We start from the raw sequence: 24139 nt of genomic DNA on the forward strand, positions 1-24139 counted from the left end.
CTTTTTCAATATATTAATTATTATAAGTCACAAATTCTAATTGCCTGCTCCAAAGAGGCCATTTTGTCTGCTGATTTTGGAATAAATTCCTGACAGAAGTAACCTTTGTATCCTGTATCTAATACAGCTCTGACAACGGCAGGATAATTGATTTCCTGAGTTTCGTCTATTTCATTTCTTCCGGGGTTACCCGCTGTATGGTAATGGCCAAAATATTGGTGGTCTCTTTTAATTGTTCTAATAAGATCCCCTTCCATGATCTGCATGTGATATATATCATAGAGCAATTTGAGATTTGGTGAATCCACCATTTTACATAGTTCTATTCCCCATGCACTTTTGTCACACATATAATCAGGATGGTCTACTCTGCTGTTGAGTAATTCCATGATGATTACAACATTGTTTTTTTCTGCTTGATCCATTATTCTTTTCAGACCTTCGGCAGAGTTTTTCAGACCAGTTTCATCGTCCATTCCGTTTCTGTTGCCACTAAAAGCAATGAGATTTTTATAACCTGCTTTCGCCACAAGGGGAATTACTTCTGTATAACCTTTAATCAATTGTTCATGATTTTGTTTGTCATTCCAGCCTTTAACGATACCCATATCAGCCCCATTGCAAAGGGAACATTCTACACCATTTGCCTTTAAAATGTGCCAATTGTTTGGTCCGACGAGATCTATGGCATTGAAACCGATTTTTTTTATCCCAATGCACAGTTCTTCAATAGTCATTGGGTTAAAAGGCCAATGACATACAGCATGGTTTACATTTCCTTTTAATGGGGAGTTATATTCTTGGGCTTGCACATCCATAAGTGGAAGACTTCCAGCTGCTGCCGTGCCTAAAATGATTTTTTTCAAGCTATTTCTTCGGCTAAGTAGGGTCATGTTTTTATTGTTTTGGTTATAGGTTTAATATTTTTGAGTTCATCCTTGAAGAGAATCAAAAAAAACAGGACTACTAATATAGCAATCCCCGACGGAATCATCCAGATAGACTGCCAATCATGTGTACCATCGGATTGTAAATATAAATCAGTGACAAATCCGGCAACGCCAAAACCAATCAACATACCAATACCATAGGTGGCCAAGGTGATAAGTCCTTGAGCAGCAGATTGGAATTTTGGGCCTGCTTTGGAATCAGTGTAAATCTGTCCTGATACAAAAAAGAAATCATAACAGATGCCATGTAGCGCTATTCCTACAATCAACAACCAAAGACCACCACCGGCATCTCCAACTGCAAAAAGCGCATAACGTACCACCCACGCCATCATCCCTACAAGTAAGGTTGTTTTGAATCCAAATCTTTTGAAGAAAAAGGGAAGGAGTAAAAGGAAAAAAGCCTCGGAAATTTGGCCGATTGTCATTTTGCCTGTTGGGTCAGTCACCCCGATTTCCGCTAAGAATGGATTAGCGTTCTGATAATAAAACGCCAACGGTATACAAATCAATATAGAAGCGATAAAGAAAACAGCAAAATTACGGTCTTTCAATAATCTGATTGCATCAAGCCCCAAGAGATCGGAAACTTTCACTTTCTCACTTTTATCAGCTCTTGGTGGGGTTTTGGGTAAAGTAAAGCTGAAAACCCCCAAAGCCAAAGAGGCTATGGATGCCATCAAAAACGTATTTTTCAAGAGACCATCTTTCATGCTGTCCACTGAATCCCAATAAAAAAGGTAACTAATGGCCAAGCCAGCAGCTATCCAACCTACAGTACCCCATACCCTGATAGGTGCAAACTCTTTGGTATTGTCCTTCATTTGCCTGAATGAAATGGAATTGACCAAGGCCAAGGTTGGCATGTACAATACCATGTACATAAAAATAAAAGGATAGAAGCTTACGAATGAATCCGCACTGTAGCAAAAGAACAACAATGCAGCACCTGTTAAATGAAGAATTCCAAGGATCTTCTCGGCATTGAAATACCTGTCTGCAATCAATCCTATGATAAAAGGGGCAATGATAGCACCAAAAGATTGGGTAGAAAAAGCTGCTCCTATTTGAGTACCTGTCGCTCCTAGATTTGCCCCCAAAAAGGTTCCCATTGTCACATACCAAGAACCCCAAACAAAGAATTCAAGGAACATCATAAATGAAAGCCGGACTTTTATTCCAAATAGCATAGGAATTGGATTTTGGGTTTATTGCCGGCTTTTTTCAAAGACCGAGTTGATAAAGTATTTGCTTTTATGTTTAAAATTCAGGCTTTTTCGCTTAATTTTAATTTTTGTGAATCTAACTCACAAATAAGGTAATATGAAATTGAGATCTCTACCATTCATAACATCTTACTGCAACTGATCATTTATTTCATTTCGTCTTTATGCGAATAAAGAGGATAAATTATCTTTCAGGAAAATTAACCCAAAATAATAAACTTTAAAACCAATTTACCTAAAAACCAATGGCAACTCAGAAAAAACTGAAAATGGGAATGGTCGGAGGCGGCCCCGGAGCCTTCATCGGCGCTATACACCGCAATGCTGCCCTGATGGATGGAATGATAGAACTGACAGCAGGGGCTTTTAGTAGCAATCCGGAAAAGTCCAAACAGGCAGGTGAAGATTTGATGCTTGATCCGTTGAGGGTTTATACCTCTTATGATGAGATGATCTCCAAAGAACTCTTATTGCCAGAATCAGAGAGAATTGATATCATCAGTATTGTAACTCCAAATAATGTTCATTTTGATCCAACGAAAAAAGCTTTGGAAAGTGGATTTCATGTAGTTTTGGACAAACCAATGACGCTGAATTATGAGGAGGCTAAAGAACTTTATAAGATCATCAAAAAGAGTGATAAGCTTTTTTGCCTGACTCATACCTACACAGGCTATCCCATGATCAAGCAAATGAAGCAGATGATAGCTGATGGAGCAATTGGTGAAGTCAGGAAAGTATATGTAGAATATCCCCAAGGTTGGCTGCATAAACTATTGGAACATGAAAACAATAAACAGGCAGAGTGGAGGACAGATCCTGCAAGGAATGGTAAAGCAGGTTGTTTTGGTGACATTGGAACGCATGCATTTAATTTGGCAGAATATGTAGCGGGTATTAAAGTGGCGAAAATCTGTGCAGACTTGGATATCAAAGTCGATGGAAGGCCAATCGATGACGATGGCGCAGTGTTAATGAGATTTGAAAACAATGCATCTGGAATTCTGACCGCTTCGCAAATTGATGCAGGTTGTGAAAACAATCTGAAAATTCGGATTTTCGGAGATAAAGCCGGTCTGGAATGGCAACAGGAAGACAATAATACCCTCAGGTTGAGATGGCCGGATAAACCGGATGAAATCTACAGGGCAGGTACAGGTTATTTAGGGTCCTTGGCCAATGAAAATATCAGAACTCCGGCAGGACACCCTGAAGGCTATATTGAGGCATTTGCCAATATTTACAGAAACTTTGCCAGGTGTATTTATGCGCTTAGGAAAGGAGAGGAGCCAAAAGCAGAATGGTGGGATTTCCCTGGAGCAGAAGACGGAATCAGAGGAATGGCTTTTATTGAAAATGTATTGAAAAGCTCAGCTTCTGAAATGAAATGGACACCTTTTGAGGTGGAATATTGAGGGGGAGAGGTGAGACCTGCCTGCCGCCAGGCAGGAGCGAGAGACAAGGACCAAGAATCAAGGACCAAGAAACAAGAGCAAAGAGCCAAAGTCTGCCCCGAGTATCGGGGAGCCAAGAGGCAAGAAGCGAGAACAGGAGGCGGGGAAATTTTCCAATCTTAAAATCTGTAATCTTTCAATTTTAAAATCTTACAATCATAAATAAAATAAACCTATGAAAACCATAAAAGGACCAGCAATATTTCTGGCGCAATTTGCGGATGATGTAGCGCCATTCAATAATTTAAAAAGTATTTGTGAATGGATGTCCAATGCAGGCTATAAAGGGGTACAGATTCCATCTTGGGATGGAAGAATGATTGACCTTCAAAAGGCTGCTGAAAGCAAGACCTATGCAGATGAAATCAAAGGCATTGTCAATGATACGGGGATGGAAATCACGGAATTATCCACCCACCTCCAGGGACAATTGGTGGCAGTTCACCCTGCTTACAACGAGTTGTTCGATGGTTTTGCCCCTTCCAACCTTGCAGGAAATATAAAAGGCAAAAGTGAGTGGGCAACACAGCAATTGAAATTTGCCGCAAAGGCTTCTGCGAATTTGGGATTAACAGCTCATGCAACTTTTTCTGGGGCGTTGATGTGGCATACTGTATATCCTTGGCCACAGCGACCTGCGGGATTGGTGGAGACAGGATTCACAGAATTGGCAAAGCGGTGGATGCCGATTTTGGATACATTCGATGAACATGGAGTAGATGTCTGCTATGAACTCCATCCCGGAGAAGATCTGCATGATGGCATTACTTTTGAAATGTTTTTGGAAAAAGTAAATAATCACAAACGGGCAAATATACTTTATGACCCTAGCCACTTTGTATTACAGTGTCTGGACTATTTACAATTCATTGATTTTTATCATGATAGGATCAAAATGTTCCATGTGAAGGATGCTGAATTCAATCCTACAGGAAAACAAGGAGTTTACGGCGGTTTTCAAGGATGGGTAGATCGCGCAGGAAGATTCCGCTCATTGGGAGATGGTCAAGTAGATTTTAGTGGTATCTTTAGCAAACTTTCTCAATATGATTTCGATGGCTGGGCAGTTTTGGAGTGGGAATGTGCTATCAAGCATCCTGAACAAGGCGCCATTGAAGGAGCGCCATTTATAGCAGATCATATTATTAGGGTTACGGAGAAGGCTTTTGATGATTTTGCCGGAACAGGGGCAGATGAGTCCTTCAATAAAAAAATATTAGGAATTTAAATAACTATCAATCTTTACATTAATTATGAAAATTATTCGATCATTGACCATTGGCTTAATTGCCGTTTCAGCTTTGACCTACTCATGTGGTGGTGGAGGTTCCAGTTCTTCCACAGAAACAACTACATCTACTCCGCCGCCTGCTGCAGCGCCTGTAAGCATGGAGGAAAAATATAAAGACGACCCAGTTTTTGTAGCCGGTTCGGCCAAAGCCAAGGAAGCAGGATGCACTGCTTGCCATATGATTCAAAGGAAAATTGTAGGCCCATCCTATGCCGATGTAGCTGCAAAATATGAAAATACAGAGGAAAATGTAGCCATGCTGACAGCGCATGTGATCAAAGGTAATGTAGGTGTATGGGGAGAAGTTCCTATGCCAGCACATCCTCATTTAAGTGAGGAAGATGTTGAAACAATTGTCAAATATGTCCTGATTCTGAAATAATGCACTTTAGAAAGTCAGTATATATTTTAATGGCATTGGCTTTTTCAGCATTTGCCTGTGATGGTGGGGAAAAGCAGGTAAATGAAGAAACCAAACCGGTTATGCAAGAAAGCGATTGGGAAAGTCTATTTGATGGACAGACATTTGAAGGTTGGTCCAAATATAGCGGCGGAGAAGTTGGTAAAGCTTGGAAAGTTCAAGATGGTGCCATTTACTTGGATGCCAAAAACAAAGATGATTGGCAGAAAGGTGATGGAGGAGATATCGTAACTGATGATGAGTTTGAAAATTATCACCTTCAAGTGGAATGGAAAATCTCTAAAAATGGAAACTCTGGCATTATCTTCTTTGTGAATGATTCTGGAGAATACCCGAACTCTTATATGTCAGGACCTGAAATGCAGGTGTTGGATAATGATGGACATCCTGATGCCAAAATCACTACCCATCGTGCAGGTGATCTTTATGACCTGATAGAATCAAGTGAAGAGACAGTTAAGCCAGTCGGAGAATGGAATCTTGCTGAAATCATTGCCAAAGACGGTAACCTGGAATTACATTTGAATGGCGTTTTGGTCGTGGCTACCACGATGTGGACTCCTGAATGGGACGAAATGGTAGCCAACTCCAAATTCAAAGACATGCCTGGTTTTGGGAAATACAAAAAAGGGAAAATCGCCCTTCAGGACCATGGAGATGAGGTTTGGTTCAGGAATATCAGAATAAAGAGACTCTGAATGTAGAAATATTTAAATATTAAAGACCTGAGATCTGTCCTCGGGTCTTTTGTTTTTATACCGGAATTAATTTCAATCCTTTTTTCTTCTTTCTAGCAGTTTTTTATGCTAGAGATTTATGATTCACTTTAGTTTGCATTATCAAAATCATTTCAATCATACTCATACAAAGAAAATCTTTGGATAGATACATCATCAACAAAAGAACGGATATGCCTTCCTTGATGCGTCTGATCTCCATTGAGGTGGCGATAAACTATCCACTCTCCGTCTTTAAAATAACCACGTTCAGTCTTGAGGATACCGACTCTTGAATTGGGGTTTTTGTGGTTTTTCATCCTCAGCGAAACCCCAAATCCCACATAATAAAATTCCTTTTCTCCAGTCTGCACGATTACTGCTCCTGCAGGTTCCCAATCTTCTGATTTGGCATTAGGTTCCCAGCCTAAGTTGAAGGTATGCCCTGCTGTGAACTCATAATCTCCCAATTGAAATACAGACTCCTTGTTTTCTTTGTCCAATAATACTCCTTCCATCCTTTTTTGACCTCTGTTTTGATCCAATAATGGTTTGAACTGTTCAAGGACCTCATATACTTTTGCCAACTTTTCTTCCTTTGGACTCATAGGATTGGCGGGTATCTGCTCGACTGAAAATGGAGCAAACCCCAGGGCTTCATAATGGCCAATCGCAAACAAAGCTTTTGCAGCTACTGTATTGTCAAAAACATGCTCAGGGACAAACAAGGGATTTTCTTGCCTTACATACAGGTCATTCCAATGTTTGAAATCAGGATTGTAAAAGTCAGGAGAATAAAAGTCAATGCTCGGGGATGCTGCCATCCAAACATCGAGCAGATGGGGAAGTGGTCCGGCACTTGGGTAATCTCCTGGTTTTACATTTGGACGGTTTAGTGCCGCATTGACAAAAGCGGGAATATCATATTCTTTCTTCCCTGCTGCGGTCACTTGCTCTGCAAATTCGGCAAAATAATAGGCCATAAAAATCTCATCTGTATGTAATCCACTACCAAAAATTTCTTCCCAAGTTCCTTTTGTTTGGTTGCCATTGGTTTTCCAGATTGCGGCGAATTCTGGATTTAATTTCTGTCTGTTTTTGACCAGATAGTCCATCAACCCTTTCGGGACATCTTGACTGAATTTTTGGTCTGCCTGTGGATGGTAGTCCCTTGCTGAAGGTAGCATGCCGATTTCATTTTCTGGCTGCATTAAGATCACAGTCTGATGGGCAGCATCCAATGCTTTGATACGACGCATGAGATGCTTGTAGGCATTCAGGTCAGCCTGAAGGTTTTCGTCTGAAAATGGTGTTAGAATCTCCTGACTTTCCCCAGTATGGCTTTTGGCCCGGGGAAAGCGCTTTTGATCCAATTTCACCCAGGCAGGCACATGGCTTGACATACTGTTTTTCCAGGTACCAAACCAAAGAATTACAAGTTTCAGGTCATTTTTCCTAGCTTCCAGAATCAAATTATCCACCAGTTCAAAATCAAATTTACCTTCTTCCGGCTCTAACAATTCCCAATAGACCGGTAGCAAAACTGTATTGAGATTCAATTCCTTGAGTCTAGGCCAAACGGGAACCATCGACTCCATGGTACTTGCAGTGGAATTTCCCAATTCACCAGCCAACATGAGAAAAGGTTTACCATTGACAACTAATTGGTAACGATCTCCGACTTTTTGCAAAGAAGGGGTGTTTGTTTGGCTAAAGACAAATTGAAAATGAAGAATAAAAATTAAGAGGATTAGCGAATATTTCATTTTTCTACTTTTTTTCTTTAATGCTATCAGGAATTTGACTTGATCTTATCTACGTTTTTCTTTGATGTATGCTCTAAAAATCGCTTCTCAAATCCAGCGTCCTCTGTACGCATCCACACATCCCAGAATGTGAAATATAGACCATAATTGCAACGGTATTTCAAATGATGCAAGTCGTGGTGAGTAGCACCGACCATCCACCGAGCAATTGGAGATTGGATAGCCGAACTGGAATATATTTCCACACCAGCATGATTGATTACAGCCGTTATGGACATGGTAACCAACAAAGCTAATAATACTGTAAAGTGCATGGGTAGAAAGAGCACTAAAACCGGTAAAAATACGGCCTGAAAAATCGCCTCAATCGGATGAAAAGAAAAAGAAGTAAAGGAACTAGTGTAAAGACTATTGTGGTGAATATGATGGAAATGGCGAAGTACCTTTGGCCGGTGCATCCACCTGTGGAGCCAATAGTAATAAGTTTCATGTATAAAAAGAGATAAGAAAAAGCTTCCGGGCATCCATAGCAAATCCATAACCTTAAGATCTGTGTACAACTTGGTATTTCCCTTTTGCCAAAAAATAATCAATAGTGTACCTGAGATAGCAAAAATAACCGCCCCCAAAAAAGAATACCAAATCTCTTTTTTCACCTGCGGTATTTTGATTTGTTGGTGTAGCCTTCGATGAGGTTGGTAATCACCAATTTTTTTGTAAACCAACTCATGGTAGATCATTGCCAAGATCAAATATCTTATAAAAATCCCTGAAAATAAGAGTAAGGCAATGAACAGAAAATTCATGGGTTGCGTATAGTCAGTACCCAAGAGCCAATTCAAGTTAAAATCTATTTTACCCATCATATTCAGAAGTAAATTTAAATATAAATTGAAATCGGGATATTCTTGGGCGGCTTTATTTTTGAAATTCCCAAGTTTAATCCTCCCATCAATCCCTTCCATTTTCCATTGATAGATTTTAGGTTTTAGGATGTGCTATTTTAAAAAGCTATACCTTATCTTACACAGTTATTACATTCCAAATTGACACCTATGAACAGAAGAAAATCACTTAAAATCCTCGGTGGTACTGTAACGGGTATTGCCGGATTGGTGATAGTAGATTGGAAATGGCAACTTATAGATCAATTGACCCATAAAGGCTTTTTCACTTTCATGGAAGGAAAACTGATTTCCGCTATCGCAGACACTATAATACCAGAAGGTCTTCCCCCAGACATTCCGACTCCTGATGCCCAACCCATTGGTGCATTGAGCACCGGTACGGACAAGTATTTAATAAGGCTTTTTGAGCATTGCTACGAAAAGGAGACACAGGATATGATCAAGGCACAGCTGACATCTCTGTCTGAAAGATCAAAAACGGAATTTGGAAAATCATTTGAAAGTGCTACTCAGAAGGAGAGAGAAGCTTTGCTACTATCCTACGATTCTTCTCAAGTTGAAGACGAAAAAAATTTTTTTGTTCTGATGAAATCACAGACCATAACAGGATTCACTACTGTCAAAAAAGTAATGGTCGATTATAGAGGATATCAGGTTGCACCCGGTTTCTATAATGGATGTGTGCAAGTCACATCGCAAGCATAACCCAAAATATCATGTTACAAGATTCAAAAGAATTACGCACCTATGATGCCATTGTAATCGGTTCCGGCGCAAGTGGTGGCTGGGCTGCCAAAGAACTATGTGAAAAAGGCCTAAAGACTTTGGTGCTCGAAAGGGGAAGGATGGTGCGTCACATAGAAGATTATCCAACTGCTTCCAAGGCTCCGTGGGAATTTGAATTCAGAGGTACAGTCCCAATCGAAAAAAGATCAGGAGTTGGAGCAGGAAAATGGGCAAGGGAAGAGACCTTGCATTGGGCTATGGCTGAAGATGAGCAGCCGATTATTGAGGAAAAACCTTTCAGGTGGTTTCGTGGATATCATGTCGGTGGGAAATCTCTACTTTGGGCAAGGGCAACCCAGCGATGGTCTGATTATGATTTTGAAGGTCCAGCTAGGGACGGCTTCGCCGTGGACTGGCCTGTCAGGTATAAAGACTTAAAACCTTGGTTGGATCATGTAGAAACATTTGCTGGTATTGCAGGTGGAAGGGACGGTTTAGCAGAACTCCCGGATTCTATCGTACAGCCAGGGTTTGAATTGAGCTGTATAGAAAATCATTATAAGGAACAATTAAAGAAAAATTATGGAACCCGCCACCTGATTCAGGGTAGGTGTGCCCACCTTACAGATCCACAGGAAATCCACCAGCAACAAGGTAGATACAAATGTCAGAATCAAGGTATGTGCAATAGAGGTTGCGTTTATGGGGGCTATTTTTCAGCAAATGCATCAACACTTCCATGGGCAGAAAAAACAGGTAACCTGACCATTAGACCGGATGCCGTAGTTGAATCCATCATTTATGATGAGTCAAAAGGTCGTGCCATTGGTGTGAGGATAATTGATAGAGAAAGCAAAGATTCTATAGATTTTTATGCCAAAATCATTTTTGTCAATGCTTCGACGATTGCCTCAAATGCCATTCTATTAAATTCCAAATCATCACGTTTTCCAAATGGGATAGGCAATGACAATGGTTTGATGGGGAAATTCCTGGCCTGCCATAATTATAGAGGAAAAGGAAGTGCTACGTTTGAAGGTTATTTTGACAAAGCTACAGCAGGCCGACATGCAGGCCATGCCTATGTGCCTAGATTCCGAAATGTATTCAAACAAGAAACGGATTTCCTTCGAGGTTACTCCATTGGAATGTCTGGAGGTAGGGGATTGGGTTCTGATACCAGCATGATAGGGCATGAATTGCGTGACAATCTTTTGAACCAAAAATATGGGAATTGGCATTTGGCTGCTTGGATGCAAGGAGAGACGGTTCCCATCGAATCCAACCACATGCGCCTCAGCACAGATCAAACTGACAAGTATGGGATTCCAAAGATTATTCTTTCGGTGGAGTGGACTGACAATGATGATAAAATGACTGCTGATTTTATAGAGCAACAAACAGAAATGTATGAAAGGGCAGGGTTTACAAATATCAAAGTAGAAGATTCACATGCAGCGCCAGGATCTGACATTCACGAAATGGGCGGAGTCCGGATGGGCAAAGATCCCAAAACGTCCTTGTTGAATGAATGGAATCAGCTTCACAGTTGCAAAAATGTCTTTGTAACAGACGGTGCAAGCTTTACGAGCACCAGTACTCAAAATCCCACGTTGATGTTTATGGCTTTTACTGCCAGGGCAGCCAATCATGCCGTGGAAGAATTGAATAGGGGAAATTTGTGAAAAAGTCAGAATTTACAACAAAAAAAATCCGGATTTCCAACCGGATTTTTTTTGTTGTAATTTATTTTACACAACTCTTATGCTTTGATAATCAAAGCGACTTTCTATCTCTCTGACCCTACTGACCTAACATTGGGTTGATTTCTCATTGTCCCGAATTTTTTCTCACGGCTTTCACTATCGGCATTTACATTTGGATCCTCATGTGGAGGTAGTTCTCTTTCAGTTTCCTCTTCGTCTATGTCCCCATCTTTGTAAGAATCTTTGGACTCAGAAGTAATATCAAGGTTTCTCTCTTTATCTCCATCAAGATCAAACTCCCGCTCAGTATCTCTTTCGTCGCGGTCAGTTGGATTGAGGTCATTTCTCCCACTTTCTTCATTGGTTTTCTGGATAGACTTCTCCTCATCCTGAGAATTGCGATTTTCATTTTCTTGTTGGCTCATGTTTTCTTGGGTTTATATTCTAAATAAATGATAATCAAATTTACCTTACTCAAGCAATCATTGCATTACATGAATTTTCAGAAAAAATGTAAAAATTACAGTTAGTTTAATTAAGGATTAGGTGATTTATACCCCACCTCTCCACCAAAGTATTTTAACCGAAGAGGGTATCCAAATGAGTAAAATTTAACACTTTTTTGAGGATGTTTTGGATATCAGCTCTCCAGTCGTTTAAGTCTTTGCAGTAAGGGAGGATGGCTGTAATTGACAAAAACATAAAAAGGATGTGGATTAATATTGCTGAGTGTATTCACTGAAAGGGTTTTCAGCGCCTCAGCAAGCGGTTTTCCATCATAAGTTTCTTTAGCAAAAGCATCCGCTTCAAATTCATTTTTTCGGCTTAACATATTCATGGCAATACCTAAAATGGATGAAATAGGAGAAAAAAGAATGGTAAAGCCGATAATGTTTAAATGGATTGCCATTTGATTTCCCCCTAGCGCAAGACTCATGTTTTCACTATGAATGAATTGTGCCAAAATGAACAGTAATACACCCACCTGAATTACTGATGCAAACATACCCGAAACGATATGTCTTTTTTTATAGTGTCCGATTTCATGCGCTAGGACAGCTACCAGTTCATCAGGTGTATGCTGCTCGATCAATGTGTCATACAAGACCACTTTTTTTCTTTTTCCAAACCCTGAAAAAAATGCATTGGCTTTTGAAGATCGTTTGCTGCCGTCCATTACCAAGATGTTGTTCAGCGGGAAATCGACTTTCTTGGCATAATTGACGATCATGTATTTGAGATCACCATTTTCCAAAGGTGTGAGGTTGTTGAATAAAGGCAGAATCCATGCGGTATAAAATAGGTTGACGAAAACCATAAAAGCTGCTGAAATCATCCAAAATTGCCACCAAAAATCTTTCCCCATTTGATGAATCAGCCAAAGTAATACTGCAAGCAAACCACCTCCGACAATTATTGAAATGATGTAAGCTTTCAATTTATCCAAGAAATAGGTTTTTGAAGTAGATTTGTTGAATCCGAAATTTTCCTCAATTACAAAGGTATGGTAGTAGTCAAAAGGAATAGAAAGGAGGTCTGATCCAATAAAGACAATCCCAAAATATAAGATGGAAAGTAGGATGGGATGAGAAACCATTCCTCCTAGTAAGGTGTCCAACCAACCAAAAAAACCAAAATAGATAAAGGCAAAGGTGACTAAAAAGGCGATAGTACTGGTAAGAAAACCAAATCTAAAATTTACCCATTGATAGGCTTTGGATTCATTTAATTTTTTGCTGCTGACATATTCCTCCAATGACTTTGGAATTGAAGGAACAGGTCTTTTTACATTAAGATAGCTGATGGTTTTTTCGAAAAAAAAACCAAAACCAAGAATACCCAAAATCAGGTATTTAATCCAAATTGGCTCCATTTACATTTAAAATTTAGGACAAGGGAGCAAGGTATCTCTTTTTCTGGTTTTGGATTGGTTTCTGTCAGCCAAAAGGAAGGATATGCTGACCTCGTGTGCTCCTCCTGTTTGTATGCCCAATTGGGAAACTGTGTAATCGAAACTATATCCCATACTCATACCAGTGGGAAGGTTGAATCCTACCATAAATACAATTGCATCCCTGTTGCTTTGTTGTTCGACAGGTTTATATGGAAGTCCCCTATACCATAATCCCAGAATAAGGGGCTCCATGTGTAAATAGGCTCCGATGTCTAATTGTTCAAACGGTCCTTGCCGTTTGTAATTAATTGTAGGCAATAAAAATCTTTCTTTCCTAAGGTGTGTAAAGTCTCTTCTGTAACCACCTGTTCCTAAGGCTATTCTATAGCCAGTGTGAATTGAAAATTTTGCAGGTAGCGGGCTGACACCTTCAATAAATGATTGATTGGGTTCGTTTACGTGGTGTGCAGAAACTCCTAACCAGAATTTATCTGTAAAGAACAATCCACCAAAGGAAAGAGAAAACAAATCCACAGGCTCACCTGCTCCAAGAAGATCAGTACTTGGTAAAGTAGGGCCAAAAATATCATTTTGGTTTATTTGATTGGCGAAAATCAAGTTGTCATAATATCCAATATCTCTTCTGATATAAGCAGCCTGGAAACCCGGTCTGAAGTAAGCATTTTCACCTACCCGTAACTCATAGGAATATAAACCTGCTGCGGTAAAGGACCTTAATTTTGCACCACCTTCCACATCGTTCATGACCATAAATCCGACGCCACTATTATAGTCATCAAGATAAGTATCAAAATATGCGGAAAAAGTTGTAAACTGCGCATCCAAACCTGGCCACTGATTTCGGTAATTTGCCCCAATCCGAGGCATCAGTTCAGAGCCAGTAAAGGCAGGGTTCAGGTATAATGGAGCAGCATAATATTGGCTGTATTGCGGATCCTGGGCCGACAAAAAACCCGTTCCAATGATCAGAATCAAAGGAATAAAAAAAAGACGAAGTAAATAAGACCTTTGCAAGTAGTTATTCGTTATGTTAATGACCAAACCCAGCTTCTAAACGTTTACGGGGATTTGTTGTTTAGTAAGCAACGTGTAAATTATGAAAAGCCTTATAAATTCCATAAGATTTATTTTATTTTTTAGGTTAGTGTTTTTACTAAGCTTTTTCCTGTATTCAAGCAACTCTTTTTCGCAGGGATTCAACAACAACGAATGGATATTTGGAGAGTGTCCAACAGGTGAAATCAATTATCTGTCTTTTGGCAAAGGAGGAGATCCTATCGTCAGGAACCTCCCTCAGGGAACTATCGTCGGACAAAATAATAATGCAGTTGCCATTGATCCTATTTCAGGAAACATAATTTTTTACTCCAATGGTGTCCTTGTGTATGATGCCAACAATCAGTCGCTTGAAGGGATGGCTCCGGGAATTAATGGTAATATCGATGGAAGACAGGAATTGGCCATTGGAGTATTGGATTATGATCCGGAGGGAGATAGGCTCTATTATATTTTTTATATCAGTCCATCGGGAGAATTGCAGTATGCCCTAGTGGATATGAATGCCCCAGGTCAGGCAACAGGCAACGAACCACCCTTGGGCGAAATGATTACCAAGGATATAACCATTAGTAATGCTGAGGGAGCAATACTTGTCGTGAAAACGCCCCAGTCACCCTCTTATTTGATCAGTTTTGAAGGAGGTAGCTTAGTTTCCAGAAGATTGGGTGACAATGAAGGGGAGTTTGTCCAGACTTCTATTACAGGCCTTTCATTCACTCCAAAAGCAATGATTTTTGATGAATCCTCTCAGAAAGTTATTTTGATTCCGGAAAATCCCGGTCAAGATATTCAAGTGATAGATTTTGATACTTCTTCAGGTACCTTTGGAGCTATTTCTGATATTTCGCAATCAGGTGGTACAGATTCTATCGAAGGAGCTTCATTTTCACCAGATGGCGATTTTATTTATTATTCCCGAGGAGATCAATTGTTCAGGGTACCATCTGATGATCTTGGGGCTGATCCTGAGGTGGTCCCTCTCGAAAACGAAATTTTTAAAATCTATGATGTTAAGGTTGGGCCGGATGGTAAACTCTACTACATATACGAGGAAGTGGATGGAGGTCCACAATTGGTCGGAAGGGTAGACAATCCTGATGAAGAGGAATTGGAAGAAATTGAATTGGATGAAGATCCATTTGATGGCACTGATTTTTGTGGAAGGATTTTTCCTCAATTTGCACCCAATCAAGATATCAGTCCAACAGTTGATTTTACATGGACTCCAGAGCAGCCCTGTGGTAATAACCCTATTCAATTGACCAGTGAGATCACACCTGCAAACTTTAGACCTGTCAGTTTTGAATGGACATTTACTCCTCCTTTGGTCGATGAGGAAGGGGATCCCATTGATATAGATTTTACACAAGAGCATCTCCTTATTCCTGAGGAAGCTACAGGTGATGAGAGTATTGAAGTGACTTTGACAGTAACCTTTGCGGATGGTTCAACTTTGACAGTTAATAAAACCATTGAATTGATACCCAATGACCTTCAGGTACAGTTCAGTGCACAGGATACTACGGTATGTGAAGGACCATGCGTCGATATTGGGTCTTTATTGGAAGTCCAACAAGGTGATGGCCAAGGAGAACAACCAGGACAGGGAGGACAAACCGGGAATTATGAATATTTCTGGTCCAATATCAGGGAATGGAGGTCAGATAAGGACAATTGCGTTGACCTACCGGGCCTTTATTGGGTATTGGTTAGAGAACCAGGCTCAGAATGTTATGCTTATGGCAGTATCAGGGTGAGAATTTGGGATTTGAATGATCAAAGTAACAACGTTTGGTATTTTGGTGATGGTGCGGGACTTGATTTTAATCCGGACCCTAATGATCCAAATGCCCCTGTTCCAAGACCTGTAGGCCATAATCAGAATATCCCCGCAGGGACAACTACCATTTCTGACGAAACAGGACAAGTCCTTTTCTTCACTGATGGGGAATCAGTTTGGGACTTAAATGGGAATCTGATGGAAAACGGTGAGGACATCGGAGGAAGCAATCAGGCTTCCCAAAGTGTCATTGCAGTTCCGGTACCTCAAGATGAAACTATCTTCTATCTTTTTACTACCCAACAGGCTTCTGACGGCACCAATGAAGTTAAATTTTCGGTTGTGGATATTAAAGTTGAAAATCCAACTGGAGTTGGGAATGTAGTATCCAAAGACAATTTTCTTTTTAGTCCAAGTACTGAGCATTCTGCTGCATTAGCCTCAGGGGACACCACATGGGTGTTGTTTCATGAATTGGGGAATAATACTTTCAGAGCTTATCCGGTGTCAACTTTTGGTATAGGAAGTCCGGTGTTTTCTTCGGTAGGTTCCAATCATGGTTTCAATACAGGTGTCGGAACCATGAAGTTCAGTCCTGATGGAAATCAGGTGGCAGTTACCATACAGGATGGTAGCTGTAGTAGATTGGAAATTTTTGACTTCAATCAAAATACGGGAAGAATGACTGAATATGCTCTTCTGGATTTGGGATGCAATAACGAAGAAATCTATGGTTTGGAATTTTCCAATGATGGAAGTAGGGCTTATGTTTCTTATCGTGGTGGCGGAGGAAAAGTAGAGGAGTTCTTGATCAAAGCCCCTGAGAACGATGATGATGATGATGATTTGGCATGTGCAACATGTTTTGAAAATGCAAGTAACAGGGCTGCTAGGGAGGCATGTATCTTGAATTCCGCTGTAAGAAATGTATTAAGTTCTTCAGGACCTTTTGGCGCACTACAGATTGGACCGGATGGACAGATTTACGTTGCCCGGCCAGGTCAAAATGTTTTGGGATCCATTAATGCCGGTCAGGATTGTAACAACAGCAACTATACCGAAAATGGAACATCCACACTTTTAGGAACAACTAATCTAGGACTTCCATCATTTGTTCAACAATCAGGAAGCAGCATTCCTGACCCCGCACTTGCAGGTCCTGACAGACTATGTTTGGATCCAGATAGTGCGGAAGCTTTGTTTGAAGGCGGAGGGGAACCGGATATTGATAGCTATTTCTGGACAGTTACCCATGAAGATGGGGAAACTGATCTGTCAAATTTTGGCGGTCCCGGAGAGGATTTCCAAAATCTTGAGCACGTATTCAACAGGCCCGGGAATTACACTGTTGATCTCAGGGTTGATCGTTGCGGAAATCCGGAGTATGCCGAATTCACTTTAGAAATATTGGTGGTTGCTCCACCGGAATTGACATTGCCGCAAGCAGAAACGCTTTGTTTGGGAACTCCAATCAGTTTGACAGCCATTGATGGGTATGATCCTGCAGAAGGATTGTATGATTTTGAGTGGAGAAATGCAGCAGGTCAACTTTTCGGAGACGAAAATTCAAATACGATTTTTGTCAACGAAGAAAGTATTTTCACAGTTACGGTTTCTTATAGAAGGCCAGCAGATGTGCCTGAGGATTTCTTCAATCCTTGCCCAGCGAGTGCATCCGTATTTGTAGGTCCTGCTTTTGAATTTGAACTGACCCAATCGGCTGAGGAGGTTTGTTATGATGAATCTTTGGTTGTATTTGCACCTGATACCCCGGTTTCAGGTGAGTGGTTCTATCAGATTCAAGGAACCACCGATCGAGTGCCTCTTGGCGAATTTTATGAACTTCAATTAATCCCAAGTTCATTACCTTCACCTGGTATATATGAAATAATTTTCGTGACAGAAGATCCGATTTTGGATGATTGTTTGGTGGAGAAAATTCTTGAGCTGTTGGTATGGCCTCTTCCTGCCATGGAAGCAGTTGTGTTGACTGAGGCAGATGACTGCGTTGCTTCGAATGGTAGTTTTGAAGTGACGATGCTTTCAGACGCTGACCTTGTTTCCATCATCGAGACCGGACAATCCTTTACTAATGTATTTGCAGGAGATGTCTTACCGGTGTTCACTAATCTTGAGCCGGGAATCTATTCTGTTCGAGCTACCAGTGATTTTGGTTGCGAATTTATTTTGCCAGTTGTGGTCCAAAACTTAAACCCTCCTGCTGGTATTTCAGAGTATGATGTTGACCTAGCACCAGAAACTTGTTCAGATACAGGGGTGAATAACGGGGAATTGACGATAACTTTTACCGACGGGCCTCAATCGGGATTTTATAGACTGATCAGGGAAGAAGATGGGCAGCAATTCTCTGATACTTTTACCAATACAACTACTTTAAACATCCCTCTGGCGGGTGGGTCTTACCTATTGGTGTTAGAAGATGAATTGGGCTGTGCTGTTACTGATAGTAATTTATATATCATTGACATTGCCGAAAGGGTGACTTTCTCAGTACCAACTGATTTAAGTGCTTGTGGCGAATTCATATATATTCCTCAAGGAACCGACGAACTTGAATTTACTGTAATTGGACCGAATGGTAATCCAATAACACAGGAACAAGACGGCAGTTTTATTCTGGAATTTACCGGAATTTATACTTTTCAGGCTTTTGATCCTGATGGGATTCTTTGTCCAAGTGAGATTGTTTTGGCACAGGTAAGAATATCCGATCCAATTGATTTTTCTTTGAGCGATCCTGAAGTTGATTGTGATTTGGGAGTTTCTTACAGTGTAGCCTTGTTCAACTTCAATCCGAACAATGCTAATTTCTTTTGGAGGGATGACTCCGGACAAATAGTTGGAAGGGACCAACAGTTTTTTCCTCCAGGTCCAGGTACATATTCTATCGAAGTCCAGCCCAGAAATGGAGGCTTATGCCCGACCAGAATAATTGAATTTGACGTTGAAGAGTTTATCGACAACGTGGAACTGGAGCTGGAAGCTTTGCCATTCTGTGCTGAAGACGCTTTTACAGTAATTACCGCAGAAGCAGATTTTTCTTTGGTCACCGCGATAGATTGGTTCAGGGTAGAAGGAAATGTCAGAATCCCTTTACCTGATTTTGAAGGTTTGGAATCCGTAACAATTTTGGAAGATGGGATCTATCAGATGGTGCTTACAAGTGTATATGGATGTGAGTTGGCAAGAGAGCAAATCCAAATTACCCAATCTTTTGTTGAACCACCTGTACTGCTTCCAAGTTATACGATTTGTGCAGTGGAAGACGTAGTTGTCCAGTTGGATCCGGGTGAATTTACCAATTATTCATGGGCTTTAGATGGGAATGAATTGTCTGTAGATCCTACGTTCACCCCAACTTTGCCTGGAGAATACGAATTGACCGTTTCCGATGATCTTGGGTGTGAGTTTATCGTCAGTTTTACGGTTGTTGAAGACTGTAGCTTAAGGGTGAGATTCCCTGATGCAATGGTTCCAAGTGATCCAAACAAACAATTCATTGTTTACACCAATGATTTTATTGACGATTTAGAAGTCTTTATTTTCAACAGATGGGGAGAGCTTATTTTCTATTGCGAAAGATCGAATATCAATGGAGAAGTCGGTATATGTTCATGGGATGGCGTTGTATATGGACAAGTGGTACCAACGGGAGTTTATCCTGTAGTAGTGAAATATACGAGTAGAAAACAAAATGTAACTGATAGTGTCACCAAATCAATTTTGGTGATCGATTAATAACTAAAATTATGATTACGCTTATATCGCCTGCAAAAACTTTGGATTTGAGTACAGCAAATTATGAATCCTATTCTTTTCCTGATTTTCAAAAAGAAACCATGGAGCTTGTTTCTATTATGAAAAGAAAATCAACAGATGATTTGAAAAAGCTAATGGATATCAGTGATAATCTTGCTGAATTGAACAGTAAAAGATATAGTGATTTTCAGAAGACTTTTGATACTAAAAATTCCAAACAAGCCTTATTGGCCTTCAAAGGAGATGTTTATACCCATATCGATGTTGAAGAGTTTTCTGAGGAAGAATTCAGCTTTGCACAAAACCATTTAAGAATCCTTTCAGGTCTTTATGGATTGCTCAAACCTCTTGATCTTATGCAACCTTATCGATTGGAAATGGGAATAAGGCTTGAAAATAAGAAGGGGAAAAACCTATATGAGTTTTGGGGGAAAAGAATTGCAAAAGCAATCAATGATGTGGCCTTAGGTCAGCCAATCATTAATCTAGCCTCAACGGAATATTTCAAAGCTGTAGATGAAAAAGCGTTGAAAAGCCCAATTATCACTCCTGTTTTTCAAGAATTCAGAAATGGTAAATATCAGGTTATAGGCTTTTTCGCAAAACAGGCAAGAGGAATGATGGTAAATCATATCATAAAAAATAAAATCAATGAACCCGAACTGCTCAAAGGATTCAATCAAGAAAAGTATGAATTTGCAGGAGAAGATGCTAAAGGAGTTTGGAGATTCGTCAGGTAGTTTTTTTCAAACTATATTCTTATAATTTATTGGAAAGCAATAAGTTAATCGTATAAAGTTTAGGTTAGAATTTAAGTATTTATATATTTATTTGCTTTTTAAATAAAAAAAAATGTATTTTAAATCAAATTTTTCTTTTTTCAATAAACATAAAATTGTAGATTTGAGATCTAATCTCGTAAATAAACTTATTTCAAATCTGCATGAAAAAGTTGGTATCAATATCTATTTTTTTAATATTGATTTTAGGTGGATGGAATCATACTCATTCGCTTTCAAGATTTCATTGGGATAGTTTTTCACCCGAAACCAGTTTTGCAAACCACTTAAATGAAGAATTTTTTATTTCAGGACCTGATGAGCTATGTATTTATTTTGGGAATGTTATCGGTGAATTTTTTGGTGGAGGCAGAAGCACTGATGTTTTCCTTTGGCGACTTATTGGAACCGATGGAAATGTTATAGTTGAACGGGAGGGAGGCTTTCAAACATTCAGCCATACATTTTCAGATGAAGGAGCTTTTGAACTCCAATTAACTGTAAAAAGGGGGATTCATGAGGTTTTTTCCAGTAGCAAATTAATCAAAATCATTCCAGGTGCAGATTTGATTCTGGAAGGCTCATATTTACTATGTGAAAATGGAACAGCTACCCTAACGTTGATCAATCCTGAATCAGCGAATACCAATTCCTACCAAATCGAGTGGTTTGATAGCAATGGGAATATGATTGGAACAGGAAATACAATTGAAGTAAACAATCCTGATCATTATAGGGTAAATCTTGTTAAAATTAGTGGGGAAATTGGTATTGCTACCTGCCCTGTGAGTCTTTCGACTTTTGTTTATCAACCCAAGGATTATTCTCTTTCAATAAGCGATTCAGAGGTTTGTTTTTCTGGAACAGACATTACGGTATCGGCGAGTAATGGAGCTTTTGGACAGTGGTTTTTTCAGAAAGAAGGGAGTATTGATAAAACACTTTTTGGAGAGGGCAATACATTAGTTTTTAGAAGAGGAATCTTGGATGGTCCCGGCAATTATGATATTATTTTTGAAGTCGATAACAGGGATAATGAATATTGCAAATTAACAGATTTGATACCTTTAAACTTAATTGTTCAACCTAGATTTCAATTTTACTTTGAAAGTGGATCTGAAAGCTGTGAAAGTGATGATGGTGTTCTTGTAATTTTGCCTGCAGTGGATTTGGATTATGTTCAATTGAGAAAAGACAATGTAAACCTTACCCGTTTTTTTGATCTGAAACAAGGGGTGGAATTAAGAATTCCAGGTATGAAAGCAGGGGTTTATCGGGCTTCGGGAGCTATCGGTTCTTGTACAACGGGTAGGACTGCTGTAGTTCCACTTTCAAACCCTTCAGCTGATTTGCTTTATTCTATTGAAGAAATAATCGGTGAAACCTGTAATGATAGAGGAAAAATAGATGGCAGCTTTAAAGTTAAAATGTTAGAGGAAGGTTTTGGTCGCAATTATATCATTTACAATACAGGTGGAGTTTCATTACTTTCTGGGGTTATAGAGAATAATGAATTTGAATTCTCAGGCCCTTCAGGAAATTTTTATTTTGAAATTTTTAATCAGGAGGGTTGTGTCAATCCAAGTCCTGAAAGGATCAATATCCAAAGTAAGGGTCAGGTTTCTTTTTCAACTCCAAACAGGATTACTGTCTGTGAGACATTTGATTTTATTCCCAACACCAATGAGAATCTAATCTTCACATTAACATATCCTGACAATACCACGGATGTTAAAACATCAGGTGAAGCATTTGTTTTGGATCAGGAAGGCAATTATACCATAATGGGCGTTGATGCTGATCAGGATCGGGCTTTTTGTCCAATGGAATCAAGCTTTGATGTCTATCTGACTTCTCCGGTTGAATATGAACCCGAATTGGTTTCAAGAGACTGTTTCGGAAATCAAGAATATAAAGCTAACCTTTTTGGAGCAGATCCAGGGAGAGTTGACATCAAATGGTATAATGAAAATAATCAAGTTGTAGGTACTGATCTAGTGCTTTTCCCCACTTCTTTTGGTGAATTTAAATTGGATGTTCAGCCCAGAAATAGCGAATTCTGTCCAAACCCTGCAAAACCATTTATAGTAAATGAACCGATCCTGAAGATTGATGTTTTGCTGGAAGCTGAACCACTTTGCGGAGAGGATTTTTCTGTTGTTAGAATTGTTAACGAGGCCGAAAATATTGGATTTGTCAAATGGCTCTTTTTTGACACAGACGGAAATGCTCTTGAATTAATAGAATTTGAAAACCAACTTCAGATTGAAGTGGATAACCCTGGTGTATACGAAGCAGTCGTATATAATGACCTTGATTGTGAGATTGGGAGGAGTCTTGTTTCAGTCACAAGGACTTCTGAATTGGCCTTATTTGAAATACCTGAGCAAATTATTGTTTGTGATTTTTTTGAATTGGATCCAGAGACTTCTTTGGACCTTAAATATATAGCGTTTTTACCAGATGGTTCCCAGTTGGATTTTAGAAAAGGAGAACCTTTATTATTGGATCAAGGTGGAGTCTATACCATCACCTCTTCGTCACAGAATTCGGATGTTTTGCTATGTCCCATCACAAAAACGATGTTGGTAGAAAAAAGTAGGCCAGTTGACTTTGAACCCGAATTGTACGAACAAAACTGTGATGGTAGATTGGTTTATAAGGCTAATTTGCAGGGAAATGACATTTCTGAAGTGGACATTTTCTGGTACAATGATTTGGGGGATTTGGTAGGACAAGATGAGTTTTTGGTGCCGGAAACCTTTGGTGATTATTCTTTGGAGGTTAGACCTAAAGGGAGTCAGGTATGTCCTCAACCAAATATTAAAATTTTTGAAGTAGTCCAGCCTGTTGTTGAATTGGACGGAGGACTAACTATAACCCCCTTCTGTCCAGGTGATGAAAATGTAACCATAACTTTGGATGCGGATCTAAATCAAGTGAATAGAATCAATTGGTATTTCACTGATATCAATGGGCAAAAGATAACCTTAGATACATTTGTTGATTTTGATGAAATCACTGTGACTGACCAAGGTACTTACGAGGTGGAGGTGTACAATGAAATAAACTGCCTTTTAGGAAGGGATATGATCATTGTCATGAAAAGTATGGATGAAATAAGACCTGAGGTGGAATCAGTTTATGAGATTTGCCCTAGTCTTGGAGGTGATTTAAAGATTGACCCAGGTACTTTTATGGCCTATCAATGGTTTTTGGAAGGGGATTTGGTATCGGAAAACCGGGTTTTGGAACCTATTGCTGTAGGGAATTATTCACTAACAGTAACGAGTCTGGAAGGATGTCAATATTCAACCGATTTTTTGGTAAATGAGGTCTGTGAATTAATGGTTAAAAGTACCACAGGGATGAAAGTCAATGATGCTGAAAAGCCTTTTATGGTCTATACTAATTCACTTGTTAACAGATTGGATATTTGGATTTATAACAATTGGGGGCAACTGATTTATTCTTGTTCAAAAGACAACCTGTCAGAAGGGGAAAGTTATTGTATTTGGTACGGAGACTTTAATGGAGGTTACATTCTGCCTGGAACTTACTCGGTTAAGATTTCAGTAAAAAATAATTCTGATAATACACCAAAAAATATTTATAGGTCATTGATGGTGATTGAATGATCACAAAATCTAACTGTACACCAT

16 protein-coding genes are annotated in these 24139 nt (G+C 39.6%); 9 read left to right on the forward strand and 7 right to left on the reverse strand.

Translation table 11 applies throughout. The annotated features are described in order from the left end of the window. Nucleotides 1-20: 20 nt before the first annotated feature. Nucleotides 21-893, reverse strand: coding sequence for a hydroxypyruvate isomerase family protein (locus HMJ38_RS14880; protein ID WP_194975209.1), 873 nt, complete (start codon nt 891-893; stop codon nt 21-23). Further along, a complete protein-coding gene (locus HMJ38_RS14885; protein ID WP_194975210.1) occupies nt 890-2140 on the reverse strand; it encodes a nucleoside permease in 1251 nt (416 codons plus the stop codon). Before HMJ38_RS14885 ends, HMJ38_RS14880 begins: the two co-directional genes overlap by 4 nt. Before the next feature lie 281 nt (nt 2141-2421). Here HMJ38_RS14885 and HMJ38_RS14890 point away from each other — a divergent pair, with 281 nt between their 5' ends. The 4 genes from HMJ38_RS14890 (at nt 2422) to HMJ38_RS14905 (ending at nt 6040) form a co-directional block, all read left to right on the forward strand. Then, entirely contained in the window at nt 2422-3591 is a 1170-nt protein-coding gene (locus HMJ38_RS14890; RefSeq protein WP_194975211.1) for a Gfo/Idh/MocA family protein, read from the forward strand. 214 nt (nt 3592-3805) lie between these two features. Continuing rightward, the gene (locus tag HMJ38_RS14895; RefSeq protein WP_194975212.1) at nt 3806-4858 is read left to right on the forward strand and encodes a sugar phosphate isomerase/epimerase family protein; all 1053 of its coding nucleotides are present in this window, start codon (nt 3806-3808) and stop codon (nt 4856-4858) included. Between the two features lie 25 nt (nt 4859-4883). Further along, the gene (locus HMJ38_RS14900) at nt 4884-5303 is read left to right on the forward strand and encodes a c-type cytochrome (RefSeq protein ID WP_194975213.1); all 420 of its coding nucleotides are present in this window, start codon (nt 4884-4886) and stop codon (nt 5301-5303) included. Further along, on the forward strand, nt 5303-6040 hold the full coding sequence (locus tag HMJ38_RS14905) for a 3-keto-disaccharide hydrolase (protein WP_194975214.1): 738 nt from the start codon (nt 5303-5305) through the stop codon (nt 6038-6040). The genes HMJ38_RS14900 and HMJ38_RS14905 overlap by 1 nt, the downstream gene beginning before the upstream one ends. A 152-nt stretch (nt 6041-6192) precedes the next feature. On the opposite strand, the gene HMJ38_RS14910 is transcribed toward HMJ38_RS14905, so the two are convergent. Further along, nucleotides 6193-7824 (reverse strand): GH35 family beta-galactosidase, encoded by a 1632-nt coding sequence (locus HMJ38_RS14910; protein WP_228780074.1) that lies wholly within the window; start codon nt 7822-7824, stop codon nt 6193-6195. Between the two features lie 26 nt (nt 7825-7850). Beyond that, nucleotides 7851-8789, reverse strand: a complete 939-nt coding sequence (locus tag HMJ38_RS14915; protein WP_194975215.1) for a sterol desaturase family protein — start codon at nt 8787-8789, stop codon at nt 7851-7853. Between the two features lie 90 nt (nt 8790-8879). On the opposite strand from HMJ38_RS14915, the gene HMJ38_RS14920 reads away from it, so the two are divergent. After that, nucleotides 8880-9437, forward strand: a complete 558-nt coding sequence (locus tag HMJ38_RS14920; RefSeq protein ID WP_194975216.1) for a gluconate 2-dehydrogenase subunit 3 family protein — start codon at nt 8880-8882, stop codon at nt 9435-9437. Between the two features lie 11 nt (nt 9438-9448). Next, nucleotides 9449-11143 carry a GMC oxidoreductase gene (locus tag HMJ38_RS14925; protein ID WP_194975217.1) on the forward strand — a complete coding sequence of 565 codons (1695 nt, stop codon included), beginning with the start codon at nt 9449-9451 and terminating at the stop codon, nt 11141-11143. A gap of 104 nt (nt 11144-11247) precedes the next feature. Here HMJ38_RS14925 and HMJ38_RS14930 read toward each other — a convergent pair whose 3' ends face one another. From HMJ38_RS14930 to HMJ38_RS14940, 3 genes are all read right to left on the reverse strand, one after another. Beyond that, nucleotides 11248-11589: a hypothetical protein gene (locus tag HMJ38_RS14930; RefSeq protein ID WP_194975218.1), complete on the reverse strand. Its 342-nt coding sequence runs from the start codon at nt 11587-11589 to the stop codon at nt 11248-11250. Nucleotides 11590-11804: 215 nt separating this feature from the next. Next, nucleotides 11805-13037: a M48 family metallopeptidase gene (locus HMJ38_RS14935; protein ID WP_194975219.1), complete on the reverse strand. Its 1233-nt coding sequence runs from the start codon at nt 13035-13037 to the stop codon at nt 11805-11807. Between the two features lie 6 nt (nt 13038-13043). Continuing rightward, a complete protein-coding gene (locus HMJ38_RS14940; protein WP_194975220.1) occupies nt 13044-14093 on the reverse strand; it encodes a PorP/SprF family type IX secretion system membrane protein in 1050 nt (349 codons plus the stop codon). An 82-nt stretch (nt 14094-14175) separates the two neighbouring features. Between HMJ38_RS14940 and HMJ38_RS14945 the strand changes: the two genes are divergently transcribed. The 3 genes from HMJ38_RS14945 (at nt 14176) to HMJ38_RS14955 (ending at nt 24115) form a co-directional block, all read left to right on the forward strand. Further along, the gene (locus tag HMJ38_RS14945; RefSeq protein ID WP_194975221.1) at nt 14176-19677 is read left to right on the forward strand and encodes a gliding motility-associated C-terminal domain-containing protein; all 5502 of its coding nucleotides are present in this window, start codon (nt 14176-14178) and stop codon (nt 19675-19677) included. Between the two features lie 11 nt (nt 19678-19688). Beyond that, nucleotides 19689-20438 (forward strand): peroxide stress protein YaaA, encoded by a 750-nt coding sequence (yaaA, locus tag HMJ38_RS14950; protein ID WP_194975222.1) that lies wholly within the window; start codon nt 19689-19691, stop codon nt 20436-20438. A 203-nt stretch (nt 20439-20641) separates the two neighbouring features. Then, nucleotides 20642-24115: a hypothetical protein gene (locus HMJ38_RS14955; RefSeq protein ID WP_194975223.1), complete on the forward strand. Its 3474-nt coding sequence runs from the start codon at nt 20642-20644 to the stop codon at nt 24113-24115. Nucleotides 24116-24139: the final 24 nt, after the last annotated feature.

This window comes from Aquiflexum lacus, assembly GCF_015476655.1.
GTDB classification, from domain to species: Bacteria; Bacteroidota; Bacteroidia; order Cytophagales; family Cyclobacteriaceae; genus Aquiflexum; species Aquiflexum lacus.